32 protein-coding genes are annotated in these 26,865 nt (G+C 34.5%); 4 read left to right on the top strand and 28 right to left on the bottom strand.

Annotated elements, in window-relative coordinates; all coding sequences use genetic code 11:
- Positions 1-46 precede the first annotated feature (46 nt).
- The 3 genes from AMET_RS11140 to AMET_RS11130 all read right to left on the bottom strand — a co-directional run bounded on the left by AMET_RS11140 (position 47) and on the right by AMET_RS11130 (position 2,250).
- Complete coding sequence (locus AMET_RS11140; protein WP_012063390.1) at positions 47-679, bottom strand: mediator of RNA polymerase II transcription subunit 4; 633 nt, start codon at positions 677-679, stop codon at positions 47-49.
- Positions 680-1,077: 398 nt separating this feature from the next.
- Entirely contained in the window at positions 1,078-1,479 is a 402-nt protein-coding gene (locus AMET_RS11135; RefSeq protein WP_012063389.1) for a hypothetical protein, read from the bottom strand.
- Between the two features lie 174 nt (positions 1,480-1,653).
- The gene (locus AMET_RS11130) at positions 1,654-2,250 is read right to left on the bottom strand and encodes a hypothetical protein (RefSeq protein ID WP_012063388.1); all 597 of its coding nucleotides are present in this window, start codon (positions 2,248-2,250) and stop codon (positions 1,654-1,656) included.
- A 168-nt stretch (positions 2,251-2,418) separates the two neighbouring features.
- Between AMET_RS11130 and AMET_RS11125 the strand changes: the two genes are divergently transcribed.
- Positions 2,419-3,873: an ISNCY family transposase gene (locus AMET_RS11125; protein ID WP_041721570.1), complete on the top strand. Its 1,455-nt coding sequence runs from the start codon at positions 2,419-2,421 to the stop codon at positions 3,871-3,873.
- A gap of 384 nt (positions 3,874-4,257) precedes the next feature.
- On the opposite strand, the gene AMET_RS11120 is transcribed toward AMET_RS11125, so the two are convergent.
- The 20 genes from AMET_RS11120 to cysK form a co-directional block, all read right to left on the bottom strand.
- A complete protein-coding gene (locus tag AMET_RS11120) occupies positions 4,258-4,767 on the bottom strand; it encodes a GNAT family N-acetyltransferase (RefSeq protein ID WP_012063386.1) in 510 nt (169 codons plus the stop codon).
- 295 nt (positions 4,768-5,062) lie between these two features.
- Positions 5,063-5,515, bottom strand: coding sequence for a hypothetical protein (locus tag AMET_RS11115; protein WP_012063385.1), 453 nt, complete (start codon positions 5,513-5,515; stop codon positions 5,063-5,065).
- A 172-nt stretch (positions 5,516-5,687) separates the two neighbouring features.
- Positions 5,688-6,998: an IS701 family transposase gene (locus AMET_RS11110; RefSeq protein ID WP_242661435.1), complete on the bottom strand. Its 1,311-nt coding sequence runs from the start codon at positions 6,996-6,998 to the stop codon at positions 5,688-5,690.
- A 374-nt stretch (positions 6,999-7,372) separates the two neighbouring features.
- Positions 7,373-8,041, bottom strand: coding sequence for a hypothetical protein (locus tag AMET_RS11105; protein ID WP_012063383.1), 669 nt, complete (start codon positions 8,039-8,041; stop codon positions 7,373-7,375).
- A 343-nt stretch (positions 8,042-8,384) separates the two neighbouring features.
- On the bottom strand, positions 8,385-8,690 hold the full coding sequence (locus AMET_RS11100; protein WP_012063382.1) for a hypothetical protein: 306 nt from the start codon (positions 8,688-8,690) through the stop codon (positions 8,385-8,387).
- 80 nt (positions 8,691-8,770) lie between these two features.
- Positions 8,771-9,109, bottom strand: coding sequence for a hypothetical protein (locus AMET_RS11095; RefSeq protein ID WP_012063381.1), 339 nt, complete (start codon positions 9,107-9,109; stop codon positions 8,771-8,773).
- Between the two features lie 25 nt (positions 9,110-9,134).
- Positions 9,135-9,557, bottom strand: a complete 423-nt coding sequence (locus tag AMET_RS11090; RefSeq protein ID WP_012063380.1) for a hypothetical protein — start codon at positions 9,555-9,557, stop codon at positions 9,135-9,137.
- Between the two features lie 327 nt (positions 9,558-9,884).
- Complete coding sequence (locus AMET_RS11085) at positions 9,885-10,583, bottom strand: hypothetical protein (protein WP_041720686.1); 699 nt, start codon at positions 10,581-10,583, stop codon at positions 9,885-9,887.
- A 220-nt stretch (positions 10,584-10,803) separates the two neighbouring features.
- Positions 10,804-11,247, bottom strand: coding sequence for an aminoglycoside 6'-N-acetyltransferase (gene aac(6'), locus AMET_RS11080; protein WP_012063378.1), 444 nt, complete (start codon positions 11,245-11,247; stop codon positions 10,804-10,806).
- Positions 11,248-11,735: 488 nt separating this feature from the next.
- Positions 11,736-12,002, bottom strand: coding sequence for a hypothetical protein (locus tag AMET_RS11075; RefSeq protein ID WP_012063377.1), 267 nt, complete (start codon positions 12,000-12,002; stop codon positions 11,736-11,738).
- A gap of 346 nt (positions 12,003-12,348) precedes the next feature.
- A complete protein-coding gene (locus AMET_RS24345; RefSeq protein WP_012063376.1) occupies positions 12,349-13,185 on the bottom strand; it encodes an aminoglycoside phosphotransferase family protein in 837 nt (278 codons plus the stop codon).
- 443 nt (positions 13,186-13,628) lie between these two features.
- A complete protein-coding gene (locus tag AMET_RS11065; protein ID WP_012063375.1) occupies positions 13,629-14,153 on the bottom strand; it encodes a GNAT family N-acetyltransferase in 525 nt (174 codons plus the stop codon).
- Between the two features lie 409 nt (positions 14,154-14,562).
- Positions 14,563-15,057: a nucleotidyltransferase domain-containing protein gene (locus AMET_RS11060; protein WP_012063374.1), complete on the bottom strand. Its 495-nt coding sequence runs from the start codon at positions 15,055-15,057 to the stop codon at positions 14,563-14,565.
- Positions 15,058-15,392: 335 nt separating this feature from the next.
- Complete coding sequence (locus AMET_RS11055; protein ID WP_041720683.1) at positions 15,393-15,911, bottom strand: hypothetical protein; 519 nt, start codon at positions 15,909-15,911, stop codon at positions 15,393-15,395.
- A 160-nt stretch (positions 15,912-16,071) separates the two neighbouring features.
- The gene (locus AMET_RS11050; protein WP_012063372.1) at positions 16,072-16,911 is read right to left on the bottom strand and encodes an Nmad3 family putative nucleotide modification protein; all 840 of its coding nucleotides are present in this window, start codon (positions 16,909-16,911) and stop codon (positions 16,072-16,074) included.
- A 127-nt stretch (positions 16,912-17,038) separates the two neighbouring features.
- Positions 17,039-18,103, bottom strand: a complete 1,065-nt coding sequence (locus AMET_RS11045) for a tyrosine-type recombinase/integrase (protein WP_012063371.1) — start codon at positions 18,101-18,103, stop codon at positions 17,039-17,041.
- A gap of 215 nt (positions 18,104-18,318) precedes the next feature.
- Positions 18,319-18,558 carry a hypothetical protein gene (locus tag AMET_RS11040; protein ID WP_012063370.1) on the bottom strand — a complete coding sequence of 80 codons (240 nt, stop codon included), beginning with the start codon at positions 18,556-18,558 and terminating at the stop codon, positions 18,319-18,321.
- 352 nt (positions 18,559-18,910) lie between these two features.
- Positions 18,911-19,624, bottom strand: a complete 714-nt coding sequence (locus AMET_RS11035; protein WP_041720680.1) for a YebC/PmpR family DNA-binding transcriptional regulator — start codon at positions 19,622-19,624, stop codon at positions 18,911-18,913.
- A 137-nt stretch (positions 19,625-19,761) separates the two neighbouring features.
- A complete protein-coding gene (gene nadE, locus AMET_RS11030; protein ID WP_012063368.1) occupies positions 19,762-20,505 on the bottom strand; it encodes an NAD(+) synthase in 744 nt (247 codons plus the stop codon).
- A gap of 196 nt (positions 20,506-20,701) precedes the next feature.
- Positions 20,702-21,631: a cysteine synthase A gene (gene cysK / locus AMET_RS11025; RefSeq protein ID WP_012063367.1), complete on the bottom strand. Its 930-nt coding sequence runs from the start codon at positions 21,629-21,631 to the stop codon at positions 20,702-20,704.
- Between the two features lie 177 nt (positions 21,632-21,808).
- Here cysK and AMET_RS11020 point away from each other — a divergent pair, with 177 nt between their 5' ends.
- Both AMET_RS11020 and AMET_RS11015 read left to right on the top strand, forming a co-directional pair.
- Positions 21,809-22,177, top strand: a complete 369-nt coding sequence (locus AMET_RS11020; RefSeq protein ID WP_012063366.1) for a sulfite exporter TauE/SafE family protein — start codon at positions 21,809-21,811, stop codon at positions 22,175-22,177.
- Positions 22,174-22,542, top strand: coding sequence for a sulfite exporter TauE/SafE family protein (locus tag AMET_RS11015; protein WP_012063365.1), 369 nt, complete (start codon positions 22,174-22,176; stop codon positions 22,540-22,542). The genes AMET_RS11020 and AMET_RS11015 overlap by 4 nt, the downstream gene beginning before the upstream one ends.
- Positions 22,543-22,560: 18 nt before the next feature.
- On the opposite strand, the gene AMET_RS11010 is transcribed toward AMET_RS11015, so the two are convergent.
- From AMET_RS11010 to AMET_RS11000, 3 genes are all read right to left on the bottom strand, one after another.
- Positions 22,561-22,953, bottom strand: coding sequence for a CoA-binding protein (locus AMET_RS11010; protein ID WP_012063364.1), 393 nt, complete (start codon positions 22,951-22,953; stop codon positions 22,561-22,563).
- Between the two features lie 54 nt (positions 22,954-23,007).
- The gene (locus AMET_RS11005) at positions 23,008-23,658 is read right to left on the bottom strand and encodes a YigZ family protein (protein WP_012063363.1); all 651 of its coding nucleotides are present in this window, start codon (positions 23,656-23,658) and stop codon (positions 23,008-23,010) included.
- A gap of 73 nt (positions 23,659-23,731) precedes the next feature.
- Positions 23,732-24,163, bottom strand: a complete 432-nt coding sequence (locus AMET_RS11000) for an NUDIX domain-containing protein (protein WP_012063362.1) — start codon at positions 24,161-24,163, stop codon at positions 23,732-23,734.
- Between the two features lie 220 nt (positions 24,164-24,383).
- Between AMET_RS11000 and AMET_RS10995 the strand changes: the two genes are divergently transcribed.
- Positions 24,384-24,854 carry a DUF3189 family protein gene (locus AMET_RS10995; protein ID WP_242661434.1) on the top strand — a complete coding sequence of 157 codons (471 nt, stop codon included), beginning with the start codon at positions 24,384-24,386 and terminating at the stop codon, positions 24,852-24,854.
- Here the strand turns inward: AMET_RS10995 and AMET_RS10990 are convergent.
- Together AMET_RS10990 and hflX are read right to left on the bottom strand one after the other, a co-directional pair.
- Entirely contained in the window at positions 24,851-25,531 is a 681-nt protein-coding gene (locus tag AMET_RS10990) for a HEAT repeat domain-containing protein (RefSeq protein WP_012063360.1), read from the bottom strand. The two genes, AMET_RS10995 and AMET_RS10990, sit on opposite strands and share 4 nt — an antisense overlap.
- A gap of 26 nt (positions 25,532-25,557) precedes the next feature.
- Positions 25,558-26,847: a GTPase HflX gene (gene hflX, locus AMET_RS10985; RefSeq protein ID WP_012063359.1), complete on the bottom strand. Its 1,290-nt coding sequence runs from the start codon at positions 26,845-26,847 to the stop codon at positions 25,558-25,560.
- Positions 26,848-26,865 lie beyond the last annotated feature (18 nt).

Genomic DNA, 26,865 nt, shown 5'->3' with positions numbered 1-26,865 from the left:
AAATAATGTTGTTGTCTATACAATGTAAAGTCAACTATTGTTGCAACTATTTTATATAAATACTGATTATATTAGTCTGTAAATTAAGTCTATCTTTTAATTCGTCACTTATTTCTAGTTTAAAACTTGTGTTTGGAGAAAGATTTTCAAATTCATAGATAAATCCTGTTACCACAGTTCCATCACCGCGTTTAATATTCTTTGGTTTGGCATCTTTTATTTTTAAATGGTCAAAATATTCACCACTAATACTTCCCTGTTCGTAAATCTCCTGTGTTAAGCTTGAAAGTATAGATTGTCTTTCAGAATATATAATTTCAAAATATTTTTTATCAATTTCTATTTCCCCATCAGATGGAACTGACTGTCCATCTACTTCTATACTATAAATCCATTCTCCCCTTGCTAATTTTACCATTTCATCGTCATCTAGATACTTTATTGCTTTATCAATAAAACGCTTGTAAGAATCTCTTTCTTCTTCCAGGTTCTTAACTTTTATTTCATAACTATTATTCTTTTCTTCTAGTTCTTTAATTTTTTGATCATGTTTTTCTATCTGATTTTGTAATTCTTCGACTTTTAAATTTTTTTCATCTACAGTTGCTTGGTTTGTGCATCCTATTAAGAAAATAAAAAGACTAATTACAATGGTAAAAAGTAATATTTTTTTCTTCATATTATATCCCCCTACTGGCTTATGGTGTTCTACAGTTGCGTAATATAAAACAAATATGAATTAACATAGCTTTCGAAGTGCTATTCCCCAATCCGAGACAGGATGCCACGTCCTTTGTGTATGGTTTCGGAGAACGCTCCGCATTTGCGACGCCTTCGAACTGGACCCCAAAGGAATACCCCTTTGGCGGAGCTTCGCTCCCAGTGAGAAGGTGTGGTGCTGAACCTGCCCGAAAAACGTGCTTCCAGCACCTTTATGCAAATGTTTTGTTCTCCGATGCTATATGCCCCGTGACTCAGAGGGCGACAGGACATCGCCCCCTTAAACAAATTACTCAACCAGTGCTGCCCCTTATATAAATAATGCGAATCACTCTTTATAATCGATTACGCCAAGTGTTAATCTAATAAAGATTCATATTCATCTACGTCATCCCATTCACCAAAACTTACCCTATGATCATCCTTTGTAATATTCTTCATAATAATTGGTTTTCCATCATTCAATTTGTTTATAATTATCTCAAAAGAATTATCATCATTTAATCCTATCTCAAAGCTTTGCTTGTTGCTCTTAATTCTATATGAATTGGTATCAACTTTTTCGTAAGTTCCTCTATCAACCTCTCTATTATCAATCCATTCAACAAAACTATTATCCTCTTTCCGAATTAGCATTTGAATATGATATCCATTCACTTCACTCTGATAAAACCCTTTCAAATTAGGATTTTTGGATACAAATCCCCATATTACCACAACAATTACTATTAATAAAATAATGAATTTTGATTTTTTCAAAACAATACCCTCCAAATACCTTTTATCTACTGTATAGTTACTACAGTTGCGTCGTAATATTATACTTATGTTCAACTAACACTCTAAAATATCTTCGATATAACTTAAAGCTATATAATTTCCTTCATTAAATTGTTTAATTTTAAAGATTATATTTCATCACAGAATCCATTATTAATTTTCTTTAAGTTTCAATAAATAATGAGTATATCCCTTTAAAGCATCATCTGTTTCTCCAAAGGATATAGTTTCCATAGCAACAAAAATACTGTCTTTTGTTATATAAAACATAGGATTTGACAAAATCCCATCTTCTACATACATAGTATAATGCTTGATTTCGTTAACATCTAATTCTTTTTTAATATCATCATAGTCAAATATAAAACTCAGGCCCTCAAAATTCTCAAGATTTTCTCTGGCTAAGTCATCATAATATTTATCACCGTAATCCTTTATCGTGATAAATTCAAAACCTTCTGATGGATTTTCTCCAAATGTTCCTGAAGTTTCATAGAAATAACTCTCTCCTATTGAAAACTCTACATCTGTGAAAATTTCTGTTACTATTTTTAAGTCATTTTGATATTGTTCTTCACTTATTGCAGAAGATTTACGCATATATACTACTTCATCAAATGTGTATTCTCCATAAAAATCAGCTATATTTAGAGACGTATTGTCTATAGATTTATTAGAAGACACACACCCTATTAAAACTAAAATAATGATACTTTGCAAAATAATTATTATTGTATTCTTTTTATTCATTCTTATCTCCCTTCTTTTATACTTAGTATAGGCGTTTGCGAAACGCCATAACCCGCATTATTGCGGGACTTTTTTTAAGCATAAAAAATATAACTCCTCACCAGATTGTGGTAAAATTGAATTGTCAAGAAACAATTCCACACCATCTGAAAGGAGTTATATATGTCTATTTTAACACATAAACAGCTTTCTTTGGCTGAAATTCATTCCGATTGTGCCAATTATTTTGGAAATGATAAGCATCACTTTCTTTCTCTTTTAAAAGAAAACCTTAATCTTAATGAGATAATACCTCTTTCTTTTCATCGTAATTACTATGCATCCACTGGCAGACCTAGAAAACATCATCTTACATCAATGGTTTGGGCTTTGCTTCTGCAGCGGATTTTCTCCATTCCAAACGATACATTGTTGCTTACTTTTCTTCAGTTTTCTAAGGAACTTAGAGATTTTTGTGGTTTCACCAATGTTCCTGATGCTTCTAGATTTACTAGATTCAAACAAGATTTTTTGCTAGACTTACAATCATTCTTTGAGCATCTTGTGGATGTCACTGAACCTATTTGCCAGGCTATTGATCCTCATAAGGCCTCTATGACTGTCTTTGATACTTCTGGCATTGAAGCTTTTGTTACTGAGAACAATCCTAAATATGCTAATAAAATTATTAAACAACTTAAAGCTTTTAAAAAGAGCCATAACCTTGGTGATTCCTATGATCCATATAAAGTAGCCTATGGTTCCATGCCTTCTCATGCAGCTGCTAATCCAGAGATCAAGCAACTTTACATCAATGGTCATTTTTGTTATGTCTATAAATTTGGGATGATCACCAATGGTCTTGGTATTATTCGTGATATTACTTTTTATGACCAAGATTTTATGAATGCTCATCCTAACATCGTTGTTGACAAAAAGTCGGATTCTCCTGATGAGGATAAGTCCCTTGGTGATGCAAAAGCTCTTTTACCAGTGTTATCTGACTTTTTTAATAAACATCCACTCATTCAACCTAATATCTTTATCGGAGATGCTGCTTTTGATACCATTTCTATCTACAAAGGAATTTTTTCGGATTTAAAGTTCAATAAAGCTTATATTCCCTTAAATCCTCGTTCTTCCCTTAGCAGCTCTGAATACACTCTTACTGAAGATGGGATTCCCTGTTGTCCTCATGATCCAAAACTGCCTATGAAGCCTGAAGGCAATACTTCTCATCTTCGCTGTGGTATTCCTACTTTCAAGTTTGTCTGTCCGAAAATGTCTTGGACTAAATGTGAAGACGGCAAGTACCGACGCCGGCATAATTGCGATAATCCCTGTACTTCATCACCTTGTGGTAGAATGATTTATGTGTATCCTGAAAAAGACTTACGGGCATATCCAGGCGCCATTCGTGGTACCGATGATTGGGATAAAACCTATAAAGCCCGAGGTGTCGTTGAGCAAACCATTAACCATTTCAAAGATAGCTTTTGTATTGCTAATCGAAGAACACAGAATGCTAAAACATTGCATGCCGACCTGATTATTGCTGGTATAACGCAGCTTGTTACAGTTATCCTTGCTGACAAAATACATCAACACAAATATATCAGAAGTTTAAAACCACTTATTGCATAGTTAACCGGTACGCCTTGTCTCTTTAAAAAATTTAATCAGCACTCAATTTTCTGCCCTTCTAACTACTTTTCAAATTTAGTTTCGCAATTACCTAATACTTAGTATACTACTCTTTCGTTACACCATAATCTACAAGTATGAATTAACAAAGCGCTTAACATCCTCTTACACAATTCGCGGCAGAACGCCGCGACCTTTGCGTATGGTTTTGGAGAACGGTCCCGTGTTTGCGACGCCTTCGAACTGTACCCCAAAGGAATACCCCTTAGCGGTGCTTTGCACCCAGTGAGAAGGTGTGGTGCTCTGACCTTTCCTCAAAAACGTGCCCACCAGCACCTTTATGCAAAGACATTGTTAGGTGATGTGGTTTGTAGTTATTCTGATTCACTCCCCAAAACACTTAAGCATTTTTCCCATCAATATTGTTGAAGGTAAAAAATATTTAGCCATGCGAGAATCCGCATATTCTTTTATTTTATTTTCCTCAATCTCTATAACATAAAACCCATTCTTTTCATAAAAATCTATCGCCCATGTTGCCTTAGAATGTACCAATAAGACCACTCTTTTTATACCCTCTTTATAAGCTTCTTTTTCAATAGTGTTAATAATCTTTTTTCCATATCCTTGTCTTTGATAAACCTCTAACAAATATACTGCTGTTAGATAAAGGGTCTCATTATCTAATCTCACAAAACCTACAAATCCTAATTTTAAATCTTCTAATTTAACTATTCCAATATCATAAGTCTTGGGTAGACCTTCTTCTGAAAATTTTTTAGCCTGCTTTTCGAAAGCTCCTGGTAAAATACTATCATAGGTTTGAACTGTATCTATACATACTTCTGATAAAAAAAATCTATCACTATTTTCAGCTGCAGTAATTTTTATCATTCCAAGTTCCTACCTTTCCAATAAACTTTCTATAACAGCATATCCAAGGTAAACTATGTCACCTAACGTACCGGCATTTGCGACGTCTCTGAACCGGACCCCTTGTCCCACTTCCTGGCGGAGCTTTGCTCCCGGTGAAGGGATGTGGTGCTCTGACCTTTCCCGGAAAACGTACTTCCAGCACCTTTATGCAAATGCATTGTTATAGGGAGTAGTGACGTCTTTTATAAAAAATATATCTCACATCAAATTTTTTATCTTTTCTCATCCTGATGGATTTGTTCCAATATACGAGTCATCTTTCTATGGATTTCTTAATTTCATTTATATCTTCCGGGCTATAATAATGGCCTGGATAAATTGTTGTAGTTTTGAGTTTGAAACTTTGTAGTTTGTTTTTATTTGTATCAATTTTAATGTCTTTTACATCTTCCCATTTAGCCAATCGGATTAAGAGAGCTGCTTGTCCAATAGGGCGATAATAAATTCCTTTTTTGTGAATTCCTTCTCCTACCACTCCAGATATTATAAATACAGCTGCCACAAGTGCAAGCATATAGTAATTCCATAAATTACCACCTATGTAAGCTATAAAACAAAATATGAAGGGCGTGATTATTGATATTATAATCCTTGGTTTAGTTAATCTCACTGGATGAATACACTGTTTTCGTATTCTAAAGTGATATATACTTCCAGAAATAAAGGCTAATAATAGTAAACCATATACTGCTATTTGTTCGCTCATTTGCAATTCTCCTTTCTTTATCATTGTAAACTTTTAGAAAATTCAATTAAATGTTTTCATCTGCAAAATTAGATAAGCCTAAGTTTACCTCTATTTTACAAAAGCATTTTTTACCACTTTATACTACTATTATTTATCATCTTACTTTTTAAACACCAGTTTACAAGTTTGATTAAGCTACCCAATCCTTATTGAGGAAGCCCTGAACAGATTCTTTAATTGTAGAATAAATTTTAGCACTTTCGAAGCTCAATACGAAACTGTCAAATATTAATTCTTTTGTAATTTGAACGCCTACAGCTCTTTTGATCAATTGTGGACTTTTGAATTGATACTTTTCGTATCTTTTGTCCATGAAGGGTAAGAAACACGCAAAAGTATATGCTACAAACAATAGATTAACATATCTTTCGATTGCGGCCTTGTTTCTCACCATATAGTTACCGAAGGACCAAAAAAATTTGTGCTGGTAAAACATCACTTCGATGTTCCATCTCATTCGATAAGTAGTCAGTGTTTTACTGGTGCATTCATCTTCATTTTGATCATTCAATGCTCCTTTGGTATTTAGGGCGGTATTTATAGTTTTAATTTCATCAGGATTGATGCTGCTAATAAAAACTCTTATGGATGAGAATGGTTTAATATCTGTAGTGGTTACTGTAACGTAAATAGGTTTTTCAAATAAATTAGCCATTACTTTTTTCTCAGCAACATAGTATTCACCTATCTTTGAATAGGAAAATTCTCTAGCATTTAGTTTTCTACCTTTCTTTCTAGGTCTACCTTTTCCACCCGTAGAGGCTGGAGGAAGATCATACATTGCGGTATCATGTCGTACTGCTGCTACTATCTCTAAATTGTCAAATTCTTTAACAGTGTCTAATATAGCTCCTTTGCTATACCAGCTATCACACAGTAAAATTACTTGAAACATCTCAAGTTGAGGCATGATATATTTAATTATTTGTGATGCCATTTCAAGTTTGTTCTGCTCCTTTGAATACAGGCGATAGCCTATTGGTATACTTAAGTACTTCGCTTTATCTTGGTAATATAAAGGAATATTCAACACCACAGATACAAAGCAATGACCATTAAGATATTTGGTTCCATTCTTTTTTGTATGGTCAAAATGTTTAACATAACAATCAAATTTAGCACCGTATTTTGCTTGAAGAGTATCATCAATTGTTATAAATAAGGTGTTCTGTCTTAATTTTTCTGGTATCAAGGATAAAGCGATAGAAACTGTGATAGTGGTTAGGGCTTCTATTGGAAATTTTGAATAGGATAAAAAGTAATATATTGAATTCAGCACCTTATCGGTGTGTTTCTTGATGAAACTATCATAAACAAATTGTATAGATCTTACTTCTTCTGTACAGAGGATTCCCATAATGAGCCAGTAGAAAATATCAAAGCTCCGCTTCTTGAAAACTGATCTATACTGCATTAAATATTGGTGTAATGTTTGTTTCATCGAATTACTGGAAATACTAATCATATCAGGCGCCTCCTAGGGGTTTTGATTTATGCTAAGATTAGTATTCCTAGGATTAAGGTGTCTGATTTTGTTATTTTATGGAATTATTTTTGAATCACTACATTACTTGTAAAGTGGTGTTTTTAAATAGACCCCAGAGAAAATCTCCGATATCACTATTTCCTATAACGTTTCTGCCACTCCCGACACTCACCGTACTCCAAAGTCTTAGCCTCAAAGTGAGTGTAGTTTGACGTACACTCTTGACCGTTCCCTACAGACTCTAGCGGGAATGGGCATGTTAGTTGATGCCACAACCACCTCACTTTCTTATAACACATTTAAAAAGATAATACTCGTCATCTTCTCATTTAATCAAGGGAGTGCATATCCCAAAATGTATTTGTCATTTGAGCCTCGTTCTTTGAGCTGTATACTACAAATCCTGATATGCTTTTGATATTTGATATTAATAGTTCAATAGATTGGGGATTCTTGGAGAGTTTAAGTGTTTCCGCAATCTCCCGTTGATTTTCGAAGTATTGTAAATCATATTCTTTCTGCTTCATCTCCATATCGTTTCTATCGTAGTTTATTTGAATTTGCTCATACCTAATGATTTCTCTCCAGTTAGGATAAAAAGTAATTAACTCCAAAAATTCTTTTAAATTATCTGCTATTTTTCCACACATTCCCTCTTGATTTACATATCCAACTGGATAATCATCATCTGTAATATCTCCTATACCACCAATTGTACCAAAAGAATTCCCTTCATCATCAACAGCAAAAATCCAAAAACATGGAACAGGATAGAATTGAAAATCATCTAATTTTTCTGTGGTGCAAAAAATCACATTACAATTGTTTTCCAATAATTTATAGATATTTAGATTTCGTTCATTTTCGGAAACAGGAACAATATTTTTTCCTGATAATACAACTTCCACTTTCGATTTAGTATAATAACTCAATGTTCCATAACCCATTACTCCATTTTGTCCTTCAATATCTATTAGCAGTTTTTGAGATCCATCCACTACCTTTCAATCCTTCCTGTTATAAAATTATTCTTGTCTAGCAAAATCTTTCTGATATTCAGTAACATCAGGCAAAATAATTGACCCTAATACCCTGCCCCGATATTGTGGTGTAAACTAACGTTTGGCATTTGCGACGCCTTCGAACTGGACCTCAAAGGAATACCCTATAGCGGAGCTTTGCTCCCAGTGAGAAGGTGTGGTGCTGAACCCGCCCTTGAAACATGCTTCCAGCACCTTTATGCAAATGTTTTGTTATGTGCTGTCCCTTTACCGCAAACCCTTGATATCAACTAAATCGTTACCCATATTTTGTAATGATGTATCTTAAAGATGATATGAATTAATATTCTACATACCCTTTTTGTTTACTCGTTAATTTCATTGCAAAGTTTACTAAATGAACAATTAGTGGTGTTAATACAATATATGGAGTATCTAAATTATACATAGTTATTATAATTCCAATACTTACTACCATTAATGAATTTATAAATGAAAAATACAATTGGAGCTTCAAATATTCCTCTTCTTTTCCTTCGATTACTTTTATGTCTTTGAAGTATAGAGTAACTTTACTTCTAAATATAATAGAATAAATTAAATAACATAGACCAATGAAAATCAAGAATACCCCGAACCAATTCAAGCTAACCCTCCTCTTTTTACTTAATGCCGCCTAATTCATCTGTTGCGTCTAAGCAAGATAATCCGACAGTAATTTATATATTATGATTCAATAAATCTTATGGATTCCACTATGTGCTCGATAGTTTCTATTTTCTCAATATATTCTTCTTTATGGCTCTGAAAAAATATTTTAATCCTAATATTTTCTTTGTGCGCTATTATAGTATATTGACTTAATGTCTCATCACTCTCTTCTTCTAGAAAATGATTAATATTATCAATAAAAGCATTAGCAAGTATTGTAGAGTGTCTCTCCTCTTCACTTTCAACCTCAAGTTCCAACAAGATAGTTTTAAGTTCATCTAGTTTTTCAGGATTAGTTTTCATTTCATCAATGAAATTTTCAACTCCTGTATATCCTCCTAAGTATGCTTTCACCTCATTTAAATAAGAAATTTCTCCATCATAAAAGTTGATAAAGTAGCTCAATTTGGCTATCAACTAAGTTGACTTCTAAGTTTAGCTCTTTCGCCCATTCCCCCTCTATACTATTTTCTTGATAGGAAATAGTTTCAACTGATACCATTTCCTCTGCAAGTTCATATCCTTCAGATAACTCTTTTTCTATTTCTTCTTTTATTTTATATTCACTTTTCATTTCGTTCATTTCTTCTACATCTATTACAAATTGAAAGCCAGTCTCCTCTCCAAAGAAGATTTGCTTATTGTTGTGAGACTCATTAACCTTTAAATTCCAATCTGCTGGATAGTTGAAAGCAATATAACCATCACTATATTCAGTATACTCTTTTTCATCAGATGAACAAGATACTAGTATCACCAGAGCCATAAACATTAAAGTTAATACCATTTTCTTTCTTCTCATGAAAATATCTCCCCTTTATTTTATTAAATTCGCATATATGTCTGTGAAAAAACCTAGGCTTTAACTTTGGGTGTTATTCTGTCGTCTTTTTCATCTATTACATTTTATCGATTTTCTATATCTTTTTTCCTATCTACCAAATCTACAATATCTTAGGGATGGCATATAACGTTTTTGCCATTCCCAACGCCTTCGAACTGGACCCTAAATGAATACTCCCTTGGCGGTGCTTGCACCCAGTGAGAAGGTGTGGTGCTCTGACCTTTCCCTAAACACTTGCTCACCAGCACCCTTGTGGGAATGGCTTGTTAGGCGAAGCTCTGATAGCTAACCAAAATTAAAGGTAATCCTCTGATTTATCTCTTTCGCTTTCATTAAAATGCTTATATCTGATATATCAACAATATTTATTTTCTTAAACTCTGAATTGTCTTGAAATTCAAACTTAAATCTGTACTCATTTTGATGTTTAAATCTAATATCTTTCACAAATCCAACTTGATCATCTGATATTTTTCCATTATGGTTGCTTAAATCTTTATATTTAACCAAGTTGCCTTGCATATCAATGTTTGCTTTCTCAGCCATTTTTTTTACTCTATCAATAAACTTAGTAACATTAGTTATAATAACTGCATAATCGCCAAGTTTTTCTATTTCTTTTCTGATAGCCATATCACTGTAAAACTCTTCTAACTTCTTTTTTTCGATTCGTTTCCAGTCTTTACTATGAATAGCATACATACAAAAAATAAATGAAAAGTCATATTTGTTCTGGTAAACTTTTACTGGTTTAACGATATCTTCATACTTCAATTCAAATGCCTCCAAACCCTTCCCTATTATTATTTTTTCATTAATAAGGTTATATTGGGCTACTAAACCTTCATTTTCATCATTTCTGTTATCAGTTTCCTTGTCTTCAATTGCTCTATATACTCGTAATTGCCTACTAAATAATATTCCACTTTGGAACTCTTTAGCATGCTCCTCTTTATCAAAGACTTTAATTAACGCATATACCATAGATATTTCAATCCCCCCTAGTATAAAGTTTCGCCTAACGCTTCCGTGTTTGCGACGCCTTCCGAGCTGGACCCCAAAGATAAACCGTCTTGGCGGTGCTTGCCACCCAGCGAGAAGGTGTGGTGCGCTGAACTTGCCCCCCCAAACGTGCCCTCCAGCACCCTTGTGCGAACACATTGTTATCTGGAGTTCCCTTACTTCGTCGAATCCACTTCAGATTTCATTCAATATCCTTAATAAAACAAATAATTCTATTTGCTTCTTTAAACCCTATATTCATATGAAAGTGATAACTTGTGTCATTATCATATTCAATATCCGAACCAATTTGTTTGCAACCTTTTTCTTTAACCCATTCTTCTCCTTTAATCATAAGTTCTTTTGATATTCCTTGTCTTCTTAAATTAGGGTTTACAAATATTCCTTCCACATAACCCACAGGATTACTTTCAGAACCTTCAACATAATCACTTCTTATTGAAAGCTGGATAAAAGCTATAGGCAAGTCATCAACTATACAAAGAAAAACCTTGTGGTTTTCAGATTTTAGTAATGAAAAGTATTCATTCTTAAGATCTTCGTACTCATTATCTGGCCAAAGATCTATCGCTAATTTGGTTAAACTATCGATTGTCTTTTCACTTGCTTCAACTATTTTTTTCATGATTTCCCCCCTGGAATTTGAGTCTTTTAATGCACTTTGGGAATTTCAGATAACGTTTCGAGGCTTAGCGATGTCGGACTTTCCCTTAAAACCCTCTTTCCGATATCTGCTAAGGCTCTGTTATATGCTGTTCCGTTGACTCTAAGTTTTCTACTCCCACTAATTTATTACTTTTTTTGACTCATAGGAAAGAGAGTACATAATATTACTTAATACTTTTTTCTGTTTATTTAATAACTTAGAAAAAAATAGACTTATTCCACCGTAAACAATTATCCATATTGTTAGGTCAATTATAAGAAAAACCAGCTATTCCATAAATTATGATTTTAATAAAGTAAGTAATTGAAATTTTACAATTATACTGTTTTTCAATATATTCACTGACTATTGTATTTGAATCACATCATCCACCTGATATCCTTTAAAAAGATAATATAATACTAATTCTTCTCCCTATTAAGTACCTCTCTAGAAATAAAATAAGATTAAAGTTGCTTATCTATTAGCCAATTAGAATATTTCATTAAACCAATAATAATACCAGTCATAATAATAGTAATAATTACTCCCTTAGTCAAATTCACAAAAAATCTTTCTTTCTCGTATTTATACCATTCTATTAATGTCAGTATTGTTGCCATAGCTACAGGAAAAATGATTATTTTACGATATCCCATAATGGTCAATATAGCAAAAACTACCAATGATGCTGTTCTGTATTTATTGATTGTAGATTTTGATAATTTATACATTCTCTTACCTCCTTCTGGCTAATACCTATTTTTCTCTGATGTGACTATCTTTACTATCTTCCTTTTACCTATTGTTACTATTTTTCAACAGGGATTGCATATAACGTCCCCGTGTTCAAGACACCATAGATACTTAGCCAGACTTGGCTTAGTATCTATGGTTTGTGCAGCTCTACTCCAAATACTTGACCCCACTGCACGAACTTGAACACATTGTTATGTAAAGTTGTCCCCATTGACCCGTAAGAAATACCCCGATAATTTATCAGTTAATTTATTCTTAATTTTATTTAATACGCTACTCGCTTCTTTGATAATTAAGCATAATACCAATATACTTTTAAAACTACAACCTTTTTAGTAGCTGACTTTCTAATTTCATTATATTCTTTTCTAATAGACATATATCTTGTCTTTCTTCAATTCCTGTCCATACTTTATCTAAAATAATTCGATTTATAAAATTATACTCAACATTTATTCCTGCAATTTGACTATAACCTTCTAAAACATTATCTATAGCCTCTATTGGGATCATGTAAAAATCTATAGCTGGATCTGCCCAACCTGCATCACCCCAATCAATAATAGATAATAATTGATCATTATTTGTACATAAAAAATTAAACTCATTAGTATCTCCATGGACAAAACATTTCTTATAAGAAAAAGTTTGATCTTTATATTTACTTTCTACTAGCTCTAACAAATATAAAGATTTGTTATCATTATTAAGTAAACTCTTGATTATCATATCTTTTGTGTAGTCTCTATCAGGATTATCAAGCCATCCGTTTGGGTCATCACAGCTTTTAATATTAACATGCAATTTCCCAAGTTCAAAACCTATTTCCTTCCATGTATTACAATAATGCAAATAATCATCTATTTCACCAAGAGTGAATCCATGAATCCTTTCCCAAATAGAATATGTTTTGTTTAGTATCGTATAAGAGTTATCAAAGCAAATTAATTCTGGTGTTTTTATTCCATTTGACTTAGCCAATGGAGCTGCTACAGATTCAGTAAAAGCATCTGAATTTGCTTCTGGATGATCTGTAGGAATCCTTAAAATAAAATTCGGTGTTGCATATATCTCATTTGCAATACCATGGGTAGTTAATTTAATAAATGGTTCATTTATTTGATTCTTATTTAAAATTTTACGAATAACAGCATCCATATCTTTCATCTCCAATTCTAACTCTAAAAAGTAATTATGCTTATCTAAACAAATTGATTTCAAATTTTATAATTGCTAAATTCAAGCTTTATTAAAGAAAACCCCAGAGAATCTACCCTAGCAAACAATGGGGACAATTTTATATAACGTTCTTGCCATTCCCGACACCTTCGAATTGGACCCTAAAGGAATACCCCTTGGCGGTGCTTACACCCAGTGAGAAGGTGTGGTGCTGAATTTGCTTCATGACGGTGGATACAGAGACTTTCTTCTTGACGGTACTTCTTGCACCCCTAGCGGGAATGGACATGTTAGTTGATGCCACAATCTAGCTTACTTTCTTATAACACATTAATTAGATGATTCGACTTAAACCTTCTTGTAACAGCTTCCCAAGTTCATAACTATGCAAACTTGTCTATGTGTGGAGCATACTCATAATCTTAATCTAAAGTTATCCAATACCTTTGTGTAATTCGATTTCCTTCTGATATTTCATTTTCTAACTCTGCACCATTCTTTATTATAGTCTTTGCTGATGCAACATTGTCTTTGTCGCAAGTGATTAAAACTTTTTTAATATTTAATTTTACACATTCAATTAAAGCCAATTCTAACATTTCAGTTGCATATCCTTGTTGTCTTTCTGGTTTTCTAACACTATAACCTATATGTCCACCCAAATTTAACAAAGAATCATTTAAACGGTGTCTAATATCAATCATCCCAATTAAACGACCACCATCAATAGAAATAGCCATATATGTAGTTGCAGGAACTAATCCATCCCTTACAGTTTCCTCTTTTAAATTATCACAAAATGCACCGTACCATTCTTCAAAGGTTTCAGTATTTCTCAGTCCTGCAGTCCCATCCATGCTATCTCCATTTTCAATAAATTCGCTCTTATAATCCATTATTTTATTTTTATATTCTGGTGTCGGTAAAACTAATTTCAATCTGTTCATACTCTACCCCCTATTATATTAATATTTTTTTAGTTCATCATATTCTACATTTACAATATAGCAAATACTCTGCTGATTATCTGATGTTCAATAGCATCAGGAAAACAATTGACCCCAACCCCCTGCCCCGATATTGTGGTTTCAACTAACGTTTCGCATTGCAGAAGCCTTTGAGCTGGACCCCAAAGGAATACCCCTTGGAGGAGCTTGTCTCCCAGCGAAAAGGTTTGGGTCGGAGCACAGCGGAGCCGGCAATGCATTGTTAGTTGATGCCGCAACTTATCTCACTTTTTTATTCCACATTAAAAAGAAACTGTGTAACATTCATTAAATTGGCTCTTTCGTAATTTTTAAATGATACGACACAGCTATAATTAAATTTATGCTTATTTAAATTGGCGGTTGTTGATTACTTGTACTCGCTGGGAATAGGAATACCAAATCTTTCGCATAAAAGTTTTACATCATACACATCATTTTCATCATGCTCATAGCCCAAGTGAAATAACACTTGGTTTTCTGCATCAATACACCGTACCACTTTGTCACCTATTTCCCCAATGCCACTAAACACGTCTGGGGGGTATGCTTCTCCTTCAAAAACAATGTATCCCTGTTCATCAAATTTAAATATATGAAGATCAATTATCCTACCTTTAGTATCCTTCCAAACCGTGTGAGATGCTGTTGTGTATGATTCAGTAATTTCAGCAAAGCCTTTTTCCTTTAGTATATTGACAAATTTCTTGCCGTTGCTTTCCTCCACAAATAAATCAATATCGTTGTGTTCTCTAGTTTCTTCTTTCAATAGGGCATCTACCCCCCAACCGCCATCTATCCAGATACTAATTCCATTTTCTTCAGCCCACGTTATTATTTCAATGGCATCAGTTTTATTCACCATACAATCCCTCCGTTCAAATCCAATTTACAAAAAATTGTTACGCATAGATCATCTAATGTTCAGTAACATGAGGCTAACCATTGACCCCAACGTCCTGCCCCGATATTGTGGTTTCAACTAACGTTTCTGCCATTCCCGTCGCCTTCGAACTGGACCCTAAAGGAATACCCCTTGGCGGTGCTGGCTCCCAGTGAGAAGGTGTGGTGCCTGACCTTGCTTTGTGACGGTGCCTACAGAGACTCTCTACCTGACGGTTCTTCTTGCACCCTTGTGGGAATGGGCATGTTCTACGACGTGATTTGTAGTTAATTATCTTTTTTAACAAAATCTAACGACTATTTAGTTTGATTTTTTGAATTCCATGTTAGTAATACTAAAATAATCCAAGTTGAAAATGGAATTATAACTCTTAGAAAGATATTTGCATTTAACAATACCAATATCAATAATACAAATCCCGTGATTATATGAACCAATATTGCCCATTTTCCAATCCTTTTGTATAATGTGAAAAAAGGTTCTCTTAAACCCAGATATATAATTATTACAAATAAATAATTTACAAAGTTTATAATTATAAATTTGAAATTTAAGCTTTCATGGAATACAAACCTTATAAAAATCCCTATAATTAATGGATTAACTAGCAAGAATATTGTATCTATCTTTAGTTCTTCATTAGAATCTTCTTTAAGAGAATACAATGTAAATCCACTTAAAAGAGCAAAAAAACTTGCTATTGGATACCAAGGATTGCTAACAGTATATTCTTTTATGTCTACTAAAAAAGTTGTACTAATTATACTAACATTAAAGATTAACTCTAAGCATTTTTTTAACCATACTTTGTTCACTTTCAAACCCCCTTTTTATTCAAATGTTTTTTCAATGTCGTAGAACGTCTCGGATTAGCGATTTCCTTGAACCAGACCCCAAAGGAGTACTCCCTGACGGTGCTTCGCACCTGGTGAAAGGATTTCTGCTAATCTATTGTTAGGCGATGTTGAATTCGTACTACTTTGCTTGTTTGAAAAGTTTTTCTAACCAATTTTTAATTTCAACTGTGCTTTCTAGAACAAATTCTTGACCTTTGGCAGCTGATTGAAAATAGTTATCCTTCCAACTATTTTCACTATGATAACTTATAGAAGTATGTTTAAAGATATCAGGTAAATTCCATCTTGATTTACTAAAGCCATCTTTAGTTAATGTGACCGCATCACAATATTTCAATGTACCATATCCGTCTAGTGAACTATCCACTGAAAGTTTGTCCTTAGCAACATAAATAACGTCATTATCCGTAGCACCTTTCCCTCTTTTTACATGTGGGTGATAGTGCATCCACTCATCCGTATCCAGTTTATTAACCTGATGAATTTCTCCCACCTCCATATAACCATATATTACATGCTTACCTTTCTTATCTTTTTTATCATATATAATCCGTCCATTAACTAACTCTGTTTGTCTAAACCAACCAAAGAAAAGAAAAATGTCTCCTACTGATACATCTTGATTTTTTAAGTGCTTTTGAGCAATCCCTGCTTGCCCAAATAATCCTCTCCAATCTTTATTTCTTTCATATGCAGTTGATTGAATATCTGGGTCAAGATGACACCCAATATCATCAACAAGTACTTTCCCATATCCTTCATGTTTTAACGTATCTCCAAATAGAGATTTCATTAGCTCCATGTAATTGTATCTATCATCAAAATGTAAGTCTTTATAACTAATTGATTTATCTATATCTGGTATTGGAAATGACACCATCCTCCCATCAGGTAAAATTGGACTAGGATATCCTCCATATCCCGAATCAAATCCTTTTCTACTTATTATAATCTTCATAAATTCACCTCTCTTAGAATTCAATGTTGCCTAACTTTTCCATTCCCGAATTCAGGTTCGTTTTTACATACCAAAATAGAAGGGTTTGCGAACCTTAGTTCGTGAAAATATGCTTATGTTTGTAGTTCTATTTCATAAATTTATCTAAGGGACTTTTTATTTTACTGAAATTTGCTACAGAGACATGCGTATATATCTCTGTGGTTTTTGAGCTTGAGTGACCTAGTAATTCTTGAATATACCTAAGATCAGTCCCGCCTTCTAATAAATGTGTTGCAAATGAGTGTCTCAAGCTGTGCACTGAGGCATGTTTCTTTACCTTGGCTCTCTTACACGCAACTGAAAATGTTTTTTGGACTGAACGTTCTGTCAAAAAACAATTCTCTTTCCCTCCTGGAAATAACCAATCTTTAGGCTTTTCTATCATTGCATATTTTCTTAACGTACTTAGAGCAACTTCTGAAAGTATGGTATATCTGTCTTTTCTACCTTTTCCTTGTCTTACATGTATAAGCATTCTATCGCTATCGATATCTCCTACCTTTAGCCTTACTACTTCACCAACTCGAAGGCCCGCTGAGTAAGTTAAAAGTAATATTGATTTATGTTTAATGTTATTAACAGAATCTAATATTGATAATACCTCTCTTTGACTTAATATATTTGGTAACGTCTTTTCTTTCTTAGGTCTAGGCAAATCATATAACACTTTATCTTTCTTAAGTGAATGTTGGTAATAGAATTTAATCGCACTCAAAGCTTGATTTGCAAAGGCATGTGAGTTTTCCTGAACATTCAATAAATGATACATATATTTTTCAACATCCTGTTTGGTCAATACTTCAGGTTTATTATTAATGAACCCAAGAAATCTTTTAACATGTCCAATATATGATTTTTTAGTTTTAGGACTATATCCTTTTAATGTAAACTGCTTTTCTAATTGTTGTAATGCTAGATTAATATCATGAAAGTTACATTCACTATTTTCTGTTTTGGAAAAGCTTAATGATTCATCCCATCTTATATCTTCATCTATGAAAATATTTGTTAGGTCATCTATACATTTAGCATTATTCGGAACAACCCAGTACTTTTGATCTGCATCCCACCTTCTACCCTCAACTTTCCTAATTTTTTCTACCAGTTGATTATTATACTGAAAAGTAACCTTCAGTTCTTCATCATTCATTTTATAAATGTTCACCACATCTTATCGCCTCTTTTCCAAGAGTCTACTTCAAACACTAAAACCTACCTTTTATTTCTACATATCCCATGGATTCCCTTTATTATTGCTATACATTTCAAATTTCGTCTTATTTTCCAGCATAACTATTTCGTTTATACAGCCAATAAAATTTAAGTTTTATTAGAGGAATATCCTTTTTAAGAAAATTATTACTATCATCTGATACAGCTTGACACATCATAAAAAAACTCTTCTTCTAAACCATTTTGTAAATCAAACTGTATTCCTGTTGGTACTTTTGTACTACCCCTAATCTCTGTAAAAATCCTAATTCCTAATTTACCTAATGCATCAGTACTATGGTCATCTTCATCAGGACTGTCATATTGTAAATATACCTTTCCATCGTTCTTTCTAACTTCATCCAATAAAGTCACCAATTCATATGTGGTCACATTACTCCCTCCCCTTTAGACTGATATAAAATAAGCTCTATACTTATCATTTCTATTGTCCTTTTGAAAGTTATATTACGTCATTTATATTACATTGAAGTTTTGGGAGTGGTTCTATGGAATTGTTCTACTTTAGATTCATTAGTGGGATAATCATCCATCAACACAAAAACACCCTCCCATATGAATATTTAATAATAAACATTCACATAAGAAGGTGTTCAACTAGTACACCCATAATTCAAGTAAGTAATCAGTATTATATACCATTACCCAATTGAAATCTGGATGTACATCATTACTCAACAAGCTACCTTAACACTCCGAAACGTTCAAATTCCAGTTACGACACCTATACACTCCAATTATGATGGACTTCTTGCACATCATCATTGTCCTCAAGCATATCAATGAGTCTATTCATCTTTTTAATGTCTTCTTCAGGTAGTTCTGCTTCCACTTGGGGAAGATAGATGATGTCTGCACTGAAGAATTTGTGACCTTCTTGTCGTAAATTATCCTTTACTATGGTAAAATCTTCAGGTGTTGTGATGATTGCATAGGCCTCTTCATCCACTATAAAATCTTCTGCTCCTGCATCAAGGGCACCCATCATTAAGGTTTCTTCATCAATTGTGTCTTCTTTTTCGATTACGATTTGACCCTTTCGATCAAATGAAAAGGCTACACAACCAGAAGTCCCTAGGTTCCCTCCATTCTTATCAAAAGCATGTCTTACATCTCCAGCGGTTCTGTTTCTGTTATCCGTCAATACTTCAACAATCACTGCAACCCCACTTGGTCCATAGCCTTCATAGATGATTTGCTCGTATTGATTTCCACCAGCTTCACCAGTTCCTTTTTTTATCGCTCTATCGATATTGTCATTAGGCATATTTTGAGCTCTGGCTTTATCCATGGCATTTTTTAAAGCCGCATTGTATTCAGGGTCTCCGCCACTCTCCCGAGCTGCAACTGAGATTAACCTTGCCAACTTTGTATATATTTTAGCTTTTTTTGCATCTTGTTTGCCTTTTCTTTGAATAATATTACCGATTCGTCCCACAAAATCCTCTCCTGTCTTTAAGTAAATGACACTAATCAACACATAAATTTTAGCATATTACCTATTACGATGCAATTCATTTCGAGGACGCAATACAATGATCCTAGCGAACTAGCGAATTAATTCTCATCTTACAATTAAATGTTCGGTAGAGGAGGCATCACTCTTTTATGATGGGAAATGCCATGAAGCCTTTCAATAATTTCTTTATCCTTTTGAGGTACTTCTTTTCCCTCTAAGAAATCATCAATCATCTCATAGGTTGTTCCCATTTCTTTTTCATCAGTTTGCCCTTCCCAAAGCCCCGCTGATGGTTCACGGTTCAGCACAGACTGGGGTACCCCTAGGTATTCTCCCCACTGATATACTTCTCTTTTTGTCAAACCAGCAATGGGTAGTATATCAACGCCACCATCTCCATACTTAGTAAAATATCCTGTATGTAATTCCGCTGCATTGTCGGTACCAACGACAAGAGAGTTGACATTATTTGCTATGGTATACAATGTACTCATCCGTAAGCGGGCACGAAGGTTGGCATCAGATATCCTAAGTTTATTTTCATCATATAATTCTAGCTTTTGCAAAGCGTTGATTGCTTTACTGAGTACATTTTCATGCTCATTATCTAAGTTAACAGTTGTATGCTTAATACCACAGGCAATTGCTACTGCTAATCCATCATCAATGTCGTCCTGATGACTCCTAATGGGTAAAATAACACCTAATGATTGATTAGGAAATGCCCGATAAATTAAGTTCGCAACAACAGCTGAATCGATTCCTCCTGAAATGCCAACTACCAGTCCCGTTGTACCTGATTCTTCAACCTGTTCTCTTAACCATGCAACTACCCTTTCAACTTTCATTGCTATTTCCATGATAAAATCCACTCCTTTATTTTTCATTCATTATAGCACATTTCCACTTATTTACTGCAAATTTCCTTAAATAAAATGTTTAAAGAAAGTTATATTTCCTTATTCAACTGTTTCAACTCTAAAGAGAGCCTTAAATTGATTTAAGACTCTCTTTGATCCAAACTTTATTTAAGTTAATTTTAATGTCTAATTGGTATTATTCTTGGTCAAAGTCAAACAGAGCAGTCGTTAAGTATCTTTCACCTGATGAAGGAATCATCACAACGACACGCTTCCCTTTTCCTAGTTCTTTAGCTACTTGCAAAGCTGCCACAACCGCAGCTCCTGAAGAAATACCTACTAAAATCCCCTCAATTGCTGCTACTTTTCTAGCCATAACCAAAGAATCGTCGTCTTTCACTTGAATTACTTGGTCAATCACATTTACATTTAAGTTTTTTGGAATGAATCCCGCTCCAATTCCTTGGATTTTGTGAGGCCCCGGCTGCCCACCTGATATTACAGGCGATTTTTCAGGCTCTACAGCAATGATTTTGATGTTAGGATTTTTTTGCTTTAGAAACCCTCCCACCCCAGTGATGGTTCCACCTGTGCCTACGCCAGCCACAAATGCATCAATTTCACCATCAGTTTGTTCCCATACTTCCTTAGCCGTCGTGTCTTGATGAACTTGAGGATTGGCAGGATTTTCAAATTGTTGTGGCATGTAATAGGTAGGATTTTTTTCAAGTAGCTCTTTAGCTTTTTCAATTGTACCCTTCATTCCTAATGCTCCCGATGTCAATACCAGTTCAGCGCCAAATGCTTTCAACAGCTTTCGCCTTTCCATGCTCATTGTATCAGGCATAACAAGAATGACTGAATACCCTTTTGCCGCACCAATCATAGCTAGGCCAATCCCAGTGTTTCCACTTGTTGGCTCAACAATAGTGGCCCCTGGCTTCAATAGACCCTTTTCCTCTGCATCTTCAATCATACTTAAGGCAATACGATCCTTCACACTGCTGCCTGGATTAAAGAACTCAAGCTTTAGATAGACTTCCGCCATGTCTTCTTCTACCAATCGATTCAGTTTTACTAAGGGGGTATCTCCAATTAAATCATAAATATAGTTTACTTTTTTCACACTTCTCACTCCATTCCATAGTATTTCGGTATGCTTTTATGTATATAATGCAATTATACGTTCTCTTGCTTTACCTGTCAAGAAAGACAGCGAATAGATTTTACTAATATGGTTAAGTTAAGGGTAGTTCATCTTATTTATCGCCTATACTAGAATTTGTTATACAGAGGTGTACATATGAAAAAAAAACAGATTCATTGGTTTAAGATGATGCTGGTTGGATTGACAGCAGGCATTATCAATGGCCTATTCGGTGCTGGGGGTGGCACAATTATCGTCCCTGCCCTGACCTTTATTTTCTGTGTTAAACAACATCAGGCCCATGCAACAGCTATTTCTATTATTCTTCCATTTGCTATGGTCAGTAGTTTCATATATTATCGTCATGGCTTTGCTGAACCCACCATCACTTTTCAAATCACATCTGGAGCCGTAATTGGTAGTTATATTGGTTCTAAGTTGCTTACTCGGTTTTCTGCTAGCTATCTACGGAAAACATTTGGTGTTTTTATGATTCTAGCTTCTATAAGGATGATATTTTCATGATTCTATTTTTATTAGGTCTATTAACAGGAGCCGTAGGGGGCATGGGAATTGGAGGAGGCACGATTCTAATTCCAGGCCTGATTTTTTTGACGGAATTAAAGCAACAGAGTATTCAAGGTGTTAATTTATTAATGTTTATTCCTGTGGCTGTTATTGCCGTGTTCATACATTATAGAAATGGCAATGTTCTTTTAAATTTTACGATTCCTTTGGTATCCTTTGGCATATTCGGTACAATCATCGGTTCAAAAATAGCCCTAGTGCTTCCATCGGATACCTTAAGAAAACTATTTGGAATCTTTTTATTAATAATGGGAGTTTACGAATTTCTGTATAAAGGAAAGCAAAAATCAGGGGAAAGCTAAGTCCTGCTTTTTTCGAGTTTACCCTAGAGCCACTAACACACAATCATAATAAACAATGTTCAGTCCAGCTTCTTCAGCATGGGCAATGGTTTCCTCATCGAATGTGCCCGGCTGGAACCATACATATTGTATACCAAGAGCCTTCACCTCTTCTAAAACCCCCTTGGCCACCTTAGGATTAACCACGATGTTCACGCATTCTGGTTTTTCAGGGAGATCCTTCAAACTGTTGTAGATTATATCTCCCTCTACAGAATCATATTTCGGGTTAACTGCGTATACATGGTATCCATGATTTTTAAGTTTTTGATAAATCTTATAACCAAACTTCTCCTCATCTGGTGTGACTCCAACAACAGCCCATGTTTTTAGTTTTAACATTTCTTCTTTATTCTTTTCAACTTGATCCATAGGTATTGACCTCCTTTTTTACTTTCCTAATACTTATACCCTTTTTTTCACATTCTATTCTATTATAATTTCTCCATCTATCTCAGTTAAGTATCCTTTTTCAACTATATTCAATTCACATCGACTACTTGTCCACTCAACGATCTGTTTTTTAAAATCGCTGACATCTTCTAATTTGACATATACAATAAAGTGTACAGCTTCATCATATTTGGTTTCTTTAATCGTGTATCCATGTTGTAAAATTTCATTTTGCACTTTGCCTAACTGGGTATAATCAACGGTTACAGACATGGTTTCATACATTTTTTTTAAAATGATTTTTCCTGCATCTAGGGCCACCCTAACACCTTTTGTATAGGCTCTTACTAATCCACCGGTTCCTAGCTTGATTCCACCAAAGTACCTTGTCACAACAACGACCACATTTCGTAAGTCTTCCTTCTTTAGTACTTCTAATATAGGCACCCCTGCCGTTCCAGAGGGTTCTCCATCATCGCTATATCGCTGTACTTCATTTCTTTCCCCCACAATATATACGGGAACATTATGCGTTGCATTTCGATGCTTTTTCTTGATCTCTTCAATAAATGCCACTGCCTCTTCTTCATTACTAATTGGAGCTGCATAACCAATAAACCTTGATTTATCAATCACAATCTCCTGCACCCCAGACTTCAATAATGTACGATATTGGTTGATCATATATACCCTTCCTTCTTAAGTAAAATTCATTATAAATGGAAAAGAAGCAGCTCTCACTGCTTCCTTTGTCTTCTTATACCGCTAATGTTTCTTTCATAAATTCTTTGTACTTTTTGTAGGAAAGACTCACCAGGGATTTTTCTTGACTGTAAGTAATCATATCAAGGGCTTGATCTATGGGATAAAGGCCTCCCTCTTTAAAACCTAAATCATTGTTAACTTTAAACTGTTTTGATTTAGCTCGCATTATATACCATATAATCTGATTGCACACCGGTTGTTTCCTTGTAACAGAATAAAATTCGTAACTCGTTCCTCCTGCCGTGGAAAGAATTTCAGCCTCAACTCCAGCTTCCATCTTTACACGATCAATCGCCACATTTGTGGGGAGGTCCGCGTTACGAATTACACCTTTTGGTAATACCCATTCGTTTTTTTCATTTTTTAAGATAAACACCTGATTTGCATAAAACACCACGCCACCAGCACAGTTTCTAAACAGCATTGGACGAATCCTCCTTCCTTTTAACTTATCTTAATGATACAACATTTACTATTATTTTACAACATCTATTCTGAAGATTTCCACAAATCACATAACGCTTCTTTCATTCCCTTTTTATATCATTATTGCTAAATATGTATTTTTTATTCCTATTATTCATAAATAAATTGTCTTTCTTTTTGAAAAACTAAAAACGAAACTAGATTATTAACGTAAGTAGGTGAAAAATGTGTATGTTGTCTATCACTGTGTAGGTGGGGCACACTCTTCAGTCACTGCATCTGCAATCCATTTAAACAAACTGCCAATCAATCACAGACCCAGTCTTGAGGATCTTTTGAACATTCCTTATTACGATACATTAACGATAAAAGATCGTGGAAAAATCATTTACCGTGGCACTGATGAAGATGGTCATAGAATCCATACACTAGGCAGACAGTTTGTTCCTCATCTTGTGGTTCCTATTATACAAGAAACCTGGTCCTTACTTGAAGGGACTGATGCTAACCTAGTCATGGTCAGCACCATGCCCACGGTCAACTTTTTAATGCGTGTTGGTGGATTTAGTTCTCGTAGAATGAATTGGGTCAGCTTTGGCAGACCTATTGTGGCCCGTGGCACGCTACAAACTTACTTTAATCTCACGGAAATCGTTAAAGAAACAAAAAAGAGGCTTTCTTTTATTTAGCCTCTTTTTAATCTTTCCTGAATTTCTTTGATTGTATTATCATATGCACGTTGGACGTATTCAGTCTCATTTGGATTTTTAAGTAGTGCCTTTAGTCTTGTTACGGTCTTTTCATTTCCGATCCTTGCAAGGGATTTAGCAGCGTATTGTCTTACCTGTGGTTTACCATCCTGCAGCGCTCTATGTAAAACATCTAAACTACTTCGATCTTGAATTTTTCCAAGAGCTGAGCAAACCATGCGCCTGACGCCTCCATGCTTGTGATTGCTCTCTTGATGGATGGCGGGAAGCAGTCTTTTGTCTTTTAGTTGCCCCGCTAGCCACAGGGCTATCATGAGATCTTCTGCATTTTCAATGGTGGGGATCCTTATAACCATATACTTCATAAGCTCTTCTTTAACCAGCCCATCACTCTGAAGTAAAAAGTTTAATCGTTCTTCTTTTGTACTGGCTAAGAGCACCATGAACACTTGACTAAAGTCTTGTGTTTTTTTAGATTGTTTCATCTTTACTTTGGATTCAATAATCTGCTGGTCTACCTCTTCCTTTGATAAGTTTCGTATTTGACTAATTAAAGAAACACTCTTTCCTTCTAAGAATAGCAAATAAGAAATAAAATGATCATCATATTCCTTCACATTGCCCCAGTTGATCGTTATAGACAACCCATTCTCCATTTCGATATTCCCCCCACATTCACCCATTATACTTCGTAGGATTGATACTTCTGGTAATACATATCCTCTATTTTAATATGTATTAGGACACCCTCTTCTACATATTCCGTAGACAGAACCGTCCCCTCTTGATGGATCTGGGATACCACACTTCCATCTGCAAAGGGAATGAGAAGCTTACATTCAATTACCTTTACACCAATTTCTTGACGAATGCTTTCAATTAATTTATCAAGGTTGATTTTATTCAAGGCAGAAATATGAAGCGTGTTATCATCTTTAGGCAAAACACTGGCATCTGAAACTTTGTCTATCTTATTATAGACATCAATGATTTTTTTGCTTTGGACTCCCAAATCGTGCAAAACACCTAGGGTTGTCTTTCTTTGCATTTCAAAATTATCATTGGAGGCATCAATTACGTGTAAAAGCAAGTCTGCATACTGTACTTCCTCCAATGTTGCTTTGAAAGCATTCACTAAATCATGGGGAAGCTTACTGACAAACCCCACAGTGTCAGTTAATATAAATGTCAGCTTTTCATTAAATACTAATTTGCGCAAAGAAACATCCAATGTGGCAAAGAGCATGTCCTTAACAAAAACCTCTCTATCCTCCTGATACGTTTCACTCATCTGCAGCAGCCGATTCATCAAAGTTGATTTTCCTGCATTGGTATACCCTACCACTGCAACAATGGGAATCTCTGATTTTTTACGCTGGGCTCTTTGTACTTCTCTGTTCTGTTTTACTTCTTTTAGCTCTTGTTCAATATCATGAATTCGACTTAGAATATGTCGTCTATCTGTTTCTAATTTTTTCTCTCCAGGTCCTCTGGTCCCAATTCCTGCCCCTTGCTTTGACATCTGTTTGCCTAAGCCTTTCAATCTTGGCATTCTATATTTCAATTGGGCCAATTCCACTTGAAGTTTACCTTCTTTGGCTTGTGCTCGCTGGGCAAAAATATCGAGTATTAAGGTTGTTCGGTCAATCACGTCGATGTCCATAGCTGCTTCTATATTTCTGATTTGTGATCCTGATAATACATCATTGAAAATCACCATATCCGCTTCAACTGAATCACAAAACACCTTAATTTCTTCGACTTTTCCTTTTCCTATATAATAGGTAACATCTACAGCAGGTCTATTTTGAATCACAATGGCTTCTACATCTGCTCCAGCTGCTTTTGCAAGCTCCTTTAACTCATCCATAGATTCTTCAATATCAAAGTCGTTTTTTCTTTTACCAGTTGTATTTAATCCAACCAATACAGCTACTGGTCTTTTATTTGACTGTAAGTTTTCTGTTTCCATCTTATCCACACCTTTTAT

It is taken from the genome of Alkaliphilus metalliredigens QYMF (assembly GCF_000016985.1).
In the GTDB taxonomy this organism is placed as follows: Bacteria; Bacillota; Clostridia; order Peptostreptococcales; family Natronincolaceae; genus Alkaliphilus_A; species Alkaliphilus_A metalliredigens.
Note: the sequence above shows the minus strand (reverse complement) of the source record. Positions and strands in the feature narration are given on the sequence as shown.

Bases quoted from the DNA above. Each gene is read 5' to 3' on its own strand.
- AMET_RS11015 (WP_012063365.1), top strand. From the start codon at position 22,174: ATGATTCTATTTTTATTAGGTCTATTAACAGGAGCCGTAGGGGGCATG.
- AMET_RS11110 (WP_242661435.1), bottom strand. From the start codon at position 6,998: ATGAAACAAACATTACACCAATATTTAATGCAGTATAGATCAGTTTTC.
- AMET_RS11045 (WP_012063371.1), bottom strand. From the start codon at position 18,103: ATGAATGATGAAGAACTGAAGGTTACTTTTCAGTATAATAATCAACTG.
- AMET_RS11020 (WP_012063366.1), top strand. From the start codon at position 21,809: ATGAAAAAAAAACAGATTCATTGGTTTAAGATGATGCTGGTTGGATTG.
- AMET_RS11140 (WP_012063390.1), bottom strand. From the start codon at position 679: ATGAAGAAAAAAATATTACTTTTTACCATTGTAATTAGTCTTTTTATT.
- AMET_RS11050 (WP_012063372.1), bottom strand. From the start codon at position 16,911: ATGAAGATTATAATAAGTAGAAAAGGATTTGATTCGGGATATGGAGGA.
- AMET_RS24345 (WP_012063376.1), bottom strand. From the start codon at position 13,185: ATGGATGCTGTTATTCGTAAAATTTTAAATAAGAATCAAATAAATGAA.
- hflX (WP_012063359.1), bottom strand. From the start codon at position 26,847: ATGGAAACAGAAAACTTACAGTCAAATAAAAGACCAGTAGCTGTATTG.
- AMET_RS11115 (WP_012063385.1), bottom strand. From the start codon at position 5,515: ATGAGCGAACAAATAGCAGTATATGGTTTACTATTATTAGCCTTTATT.
- AMET_RS11085 (WP_041720686.1), bottom strand. From the start codon at position 10,583: ATGGTATATGCGTTAATTAAAGTCTTTGATAAAGAGGAGCATGCTAAA.
- AMET_RS10990 (WP_012063360.1), bottom strand. From the start codon at position 25,531: ATGGAGAATGGGTTGTCTATAACGATCAACTGGGGCAATGTGAAGGAA.
- AMET_RS11130 (WP_012063388.1), bottom strand. From the start codon at position 2,250: ATGAATAAAAAGAATACAATAATAATTATTTTGCAAAGTATCATTATT.
- AMET_RS11010 (WP_012063364.1), bottom strand. From the start codon at position 22,953: ATGGATCAAGTTGAAAAGAATAAAGAAGAAATGTTAAAACTAAAAACA.
- AMET_RS11075 (WP_012063377.1), bottom strand. From the start codon at position 12,002: ATGTATAAATTATCAAAATCTACAATCAATAAATACAGAACAGCATCA.
- AMET_RS11000 (WP_012063362.1), bottom strand. From the start codon at position 24,163: ATGCTGTTTAGAAACTGTGCTGGTGGCGTGGTGTTTTATGCAAATCAG.
- AMET_RS11005 (WP_012063363.1), bottom strand. From the start codon at position 23,658: ATGATCAACCAATATCGTACATTATTGAAGTCTGGGGTGCAGGAGATT.
- AMET_RS11120 (WP_012063386.1), bottom strand. From the start codon at position 4,767: ATGATAAAAATTACTGCAGCTGAAAATAGTGATAGATTTTTTTTATCA.
- AMET_RS11060 (WP_012063374.1), bottom strand. From the start codon at position 15,057: ATGGTGAATAAAACTGATGCCATTGAAATAATAACGTGGGCTGAAGAA.
- nadE (WP_012063368.1), bottom strand. From the start codon at position 20,505: ATGGAAATAGCAATGAAAGTTGAAAGGGTAGTTGCATGGTTAAGAGAA.
- AMET_RS11065 (WP_012063375.1), bottom strand. From the start codon at position 14,153: ATGAACAGATTGAAATTAGTTTTACCGACACCAGAATATAAAAATAAA.
- AMET_RS11090 (WP_012063380.1), bottom strand. From the start codon at position 9,557: ATGAGAAGAAAGAAAATGGTATTAACTTTAATGTTTATGGCTCTGGTG.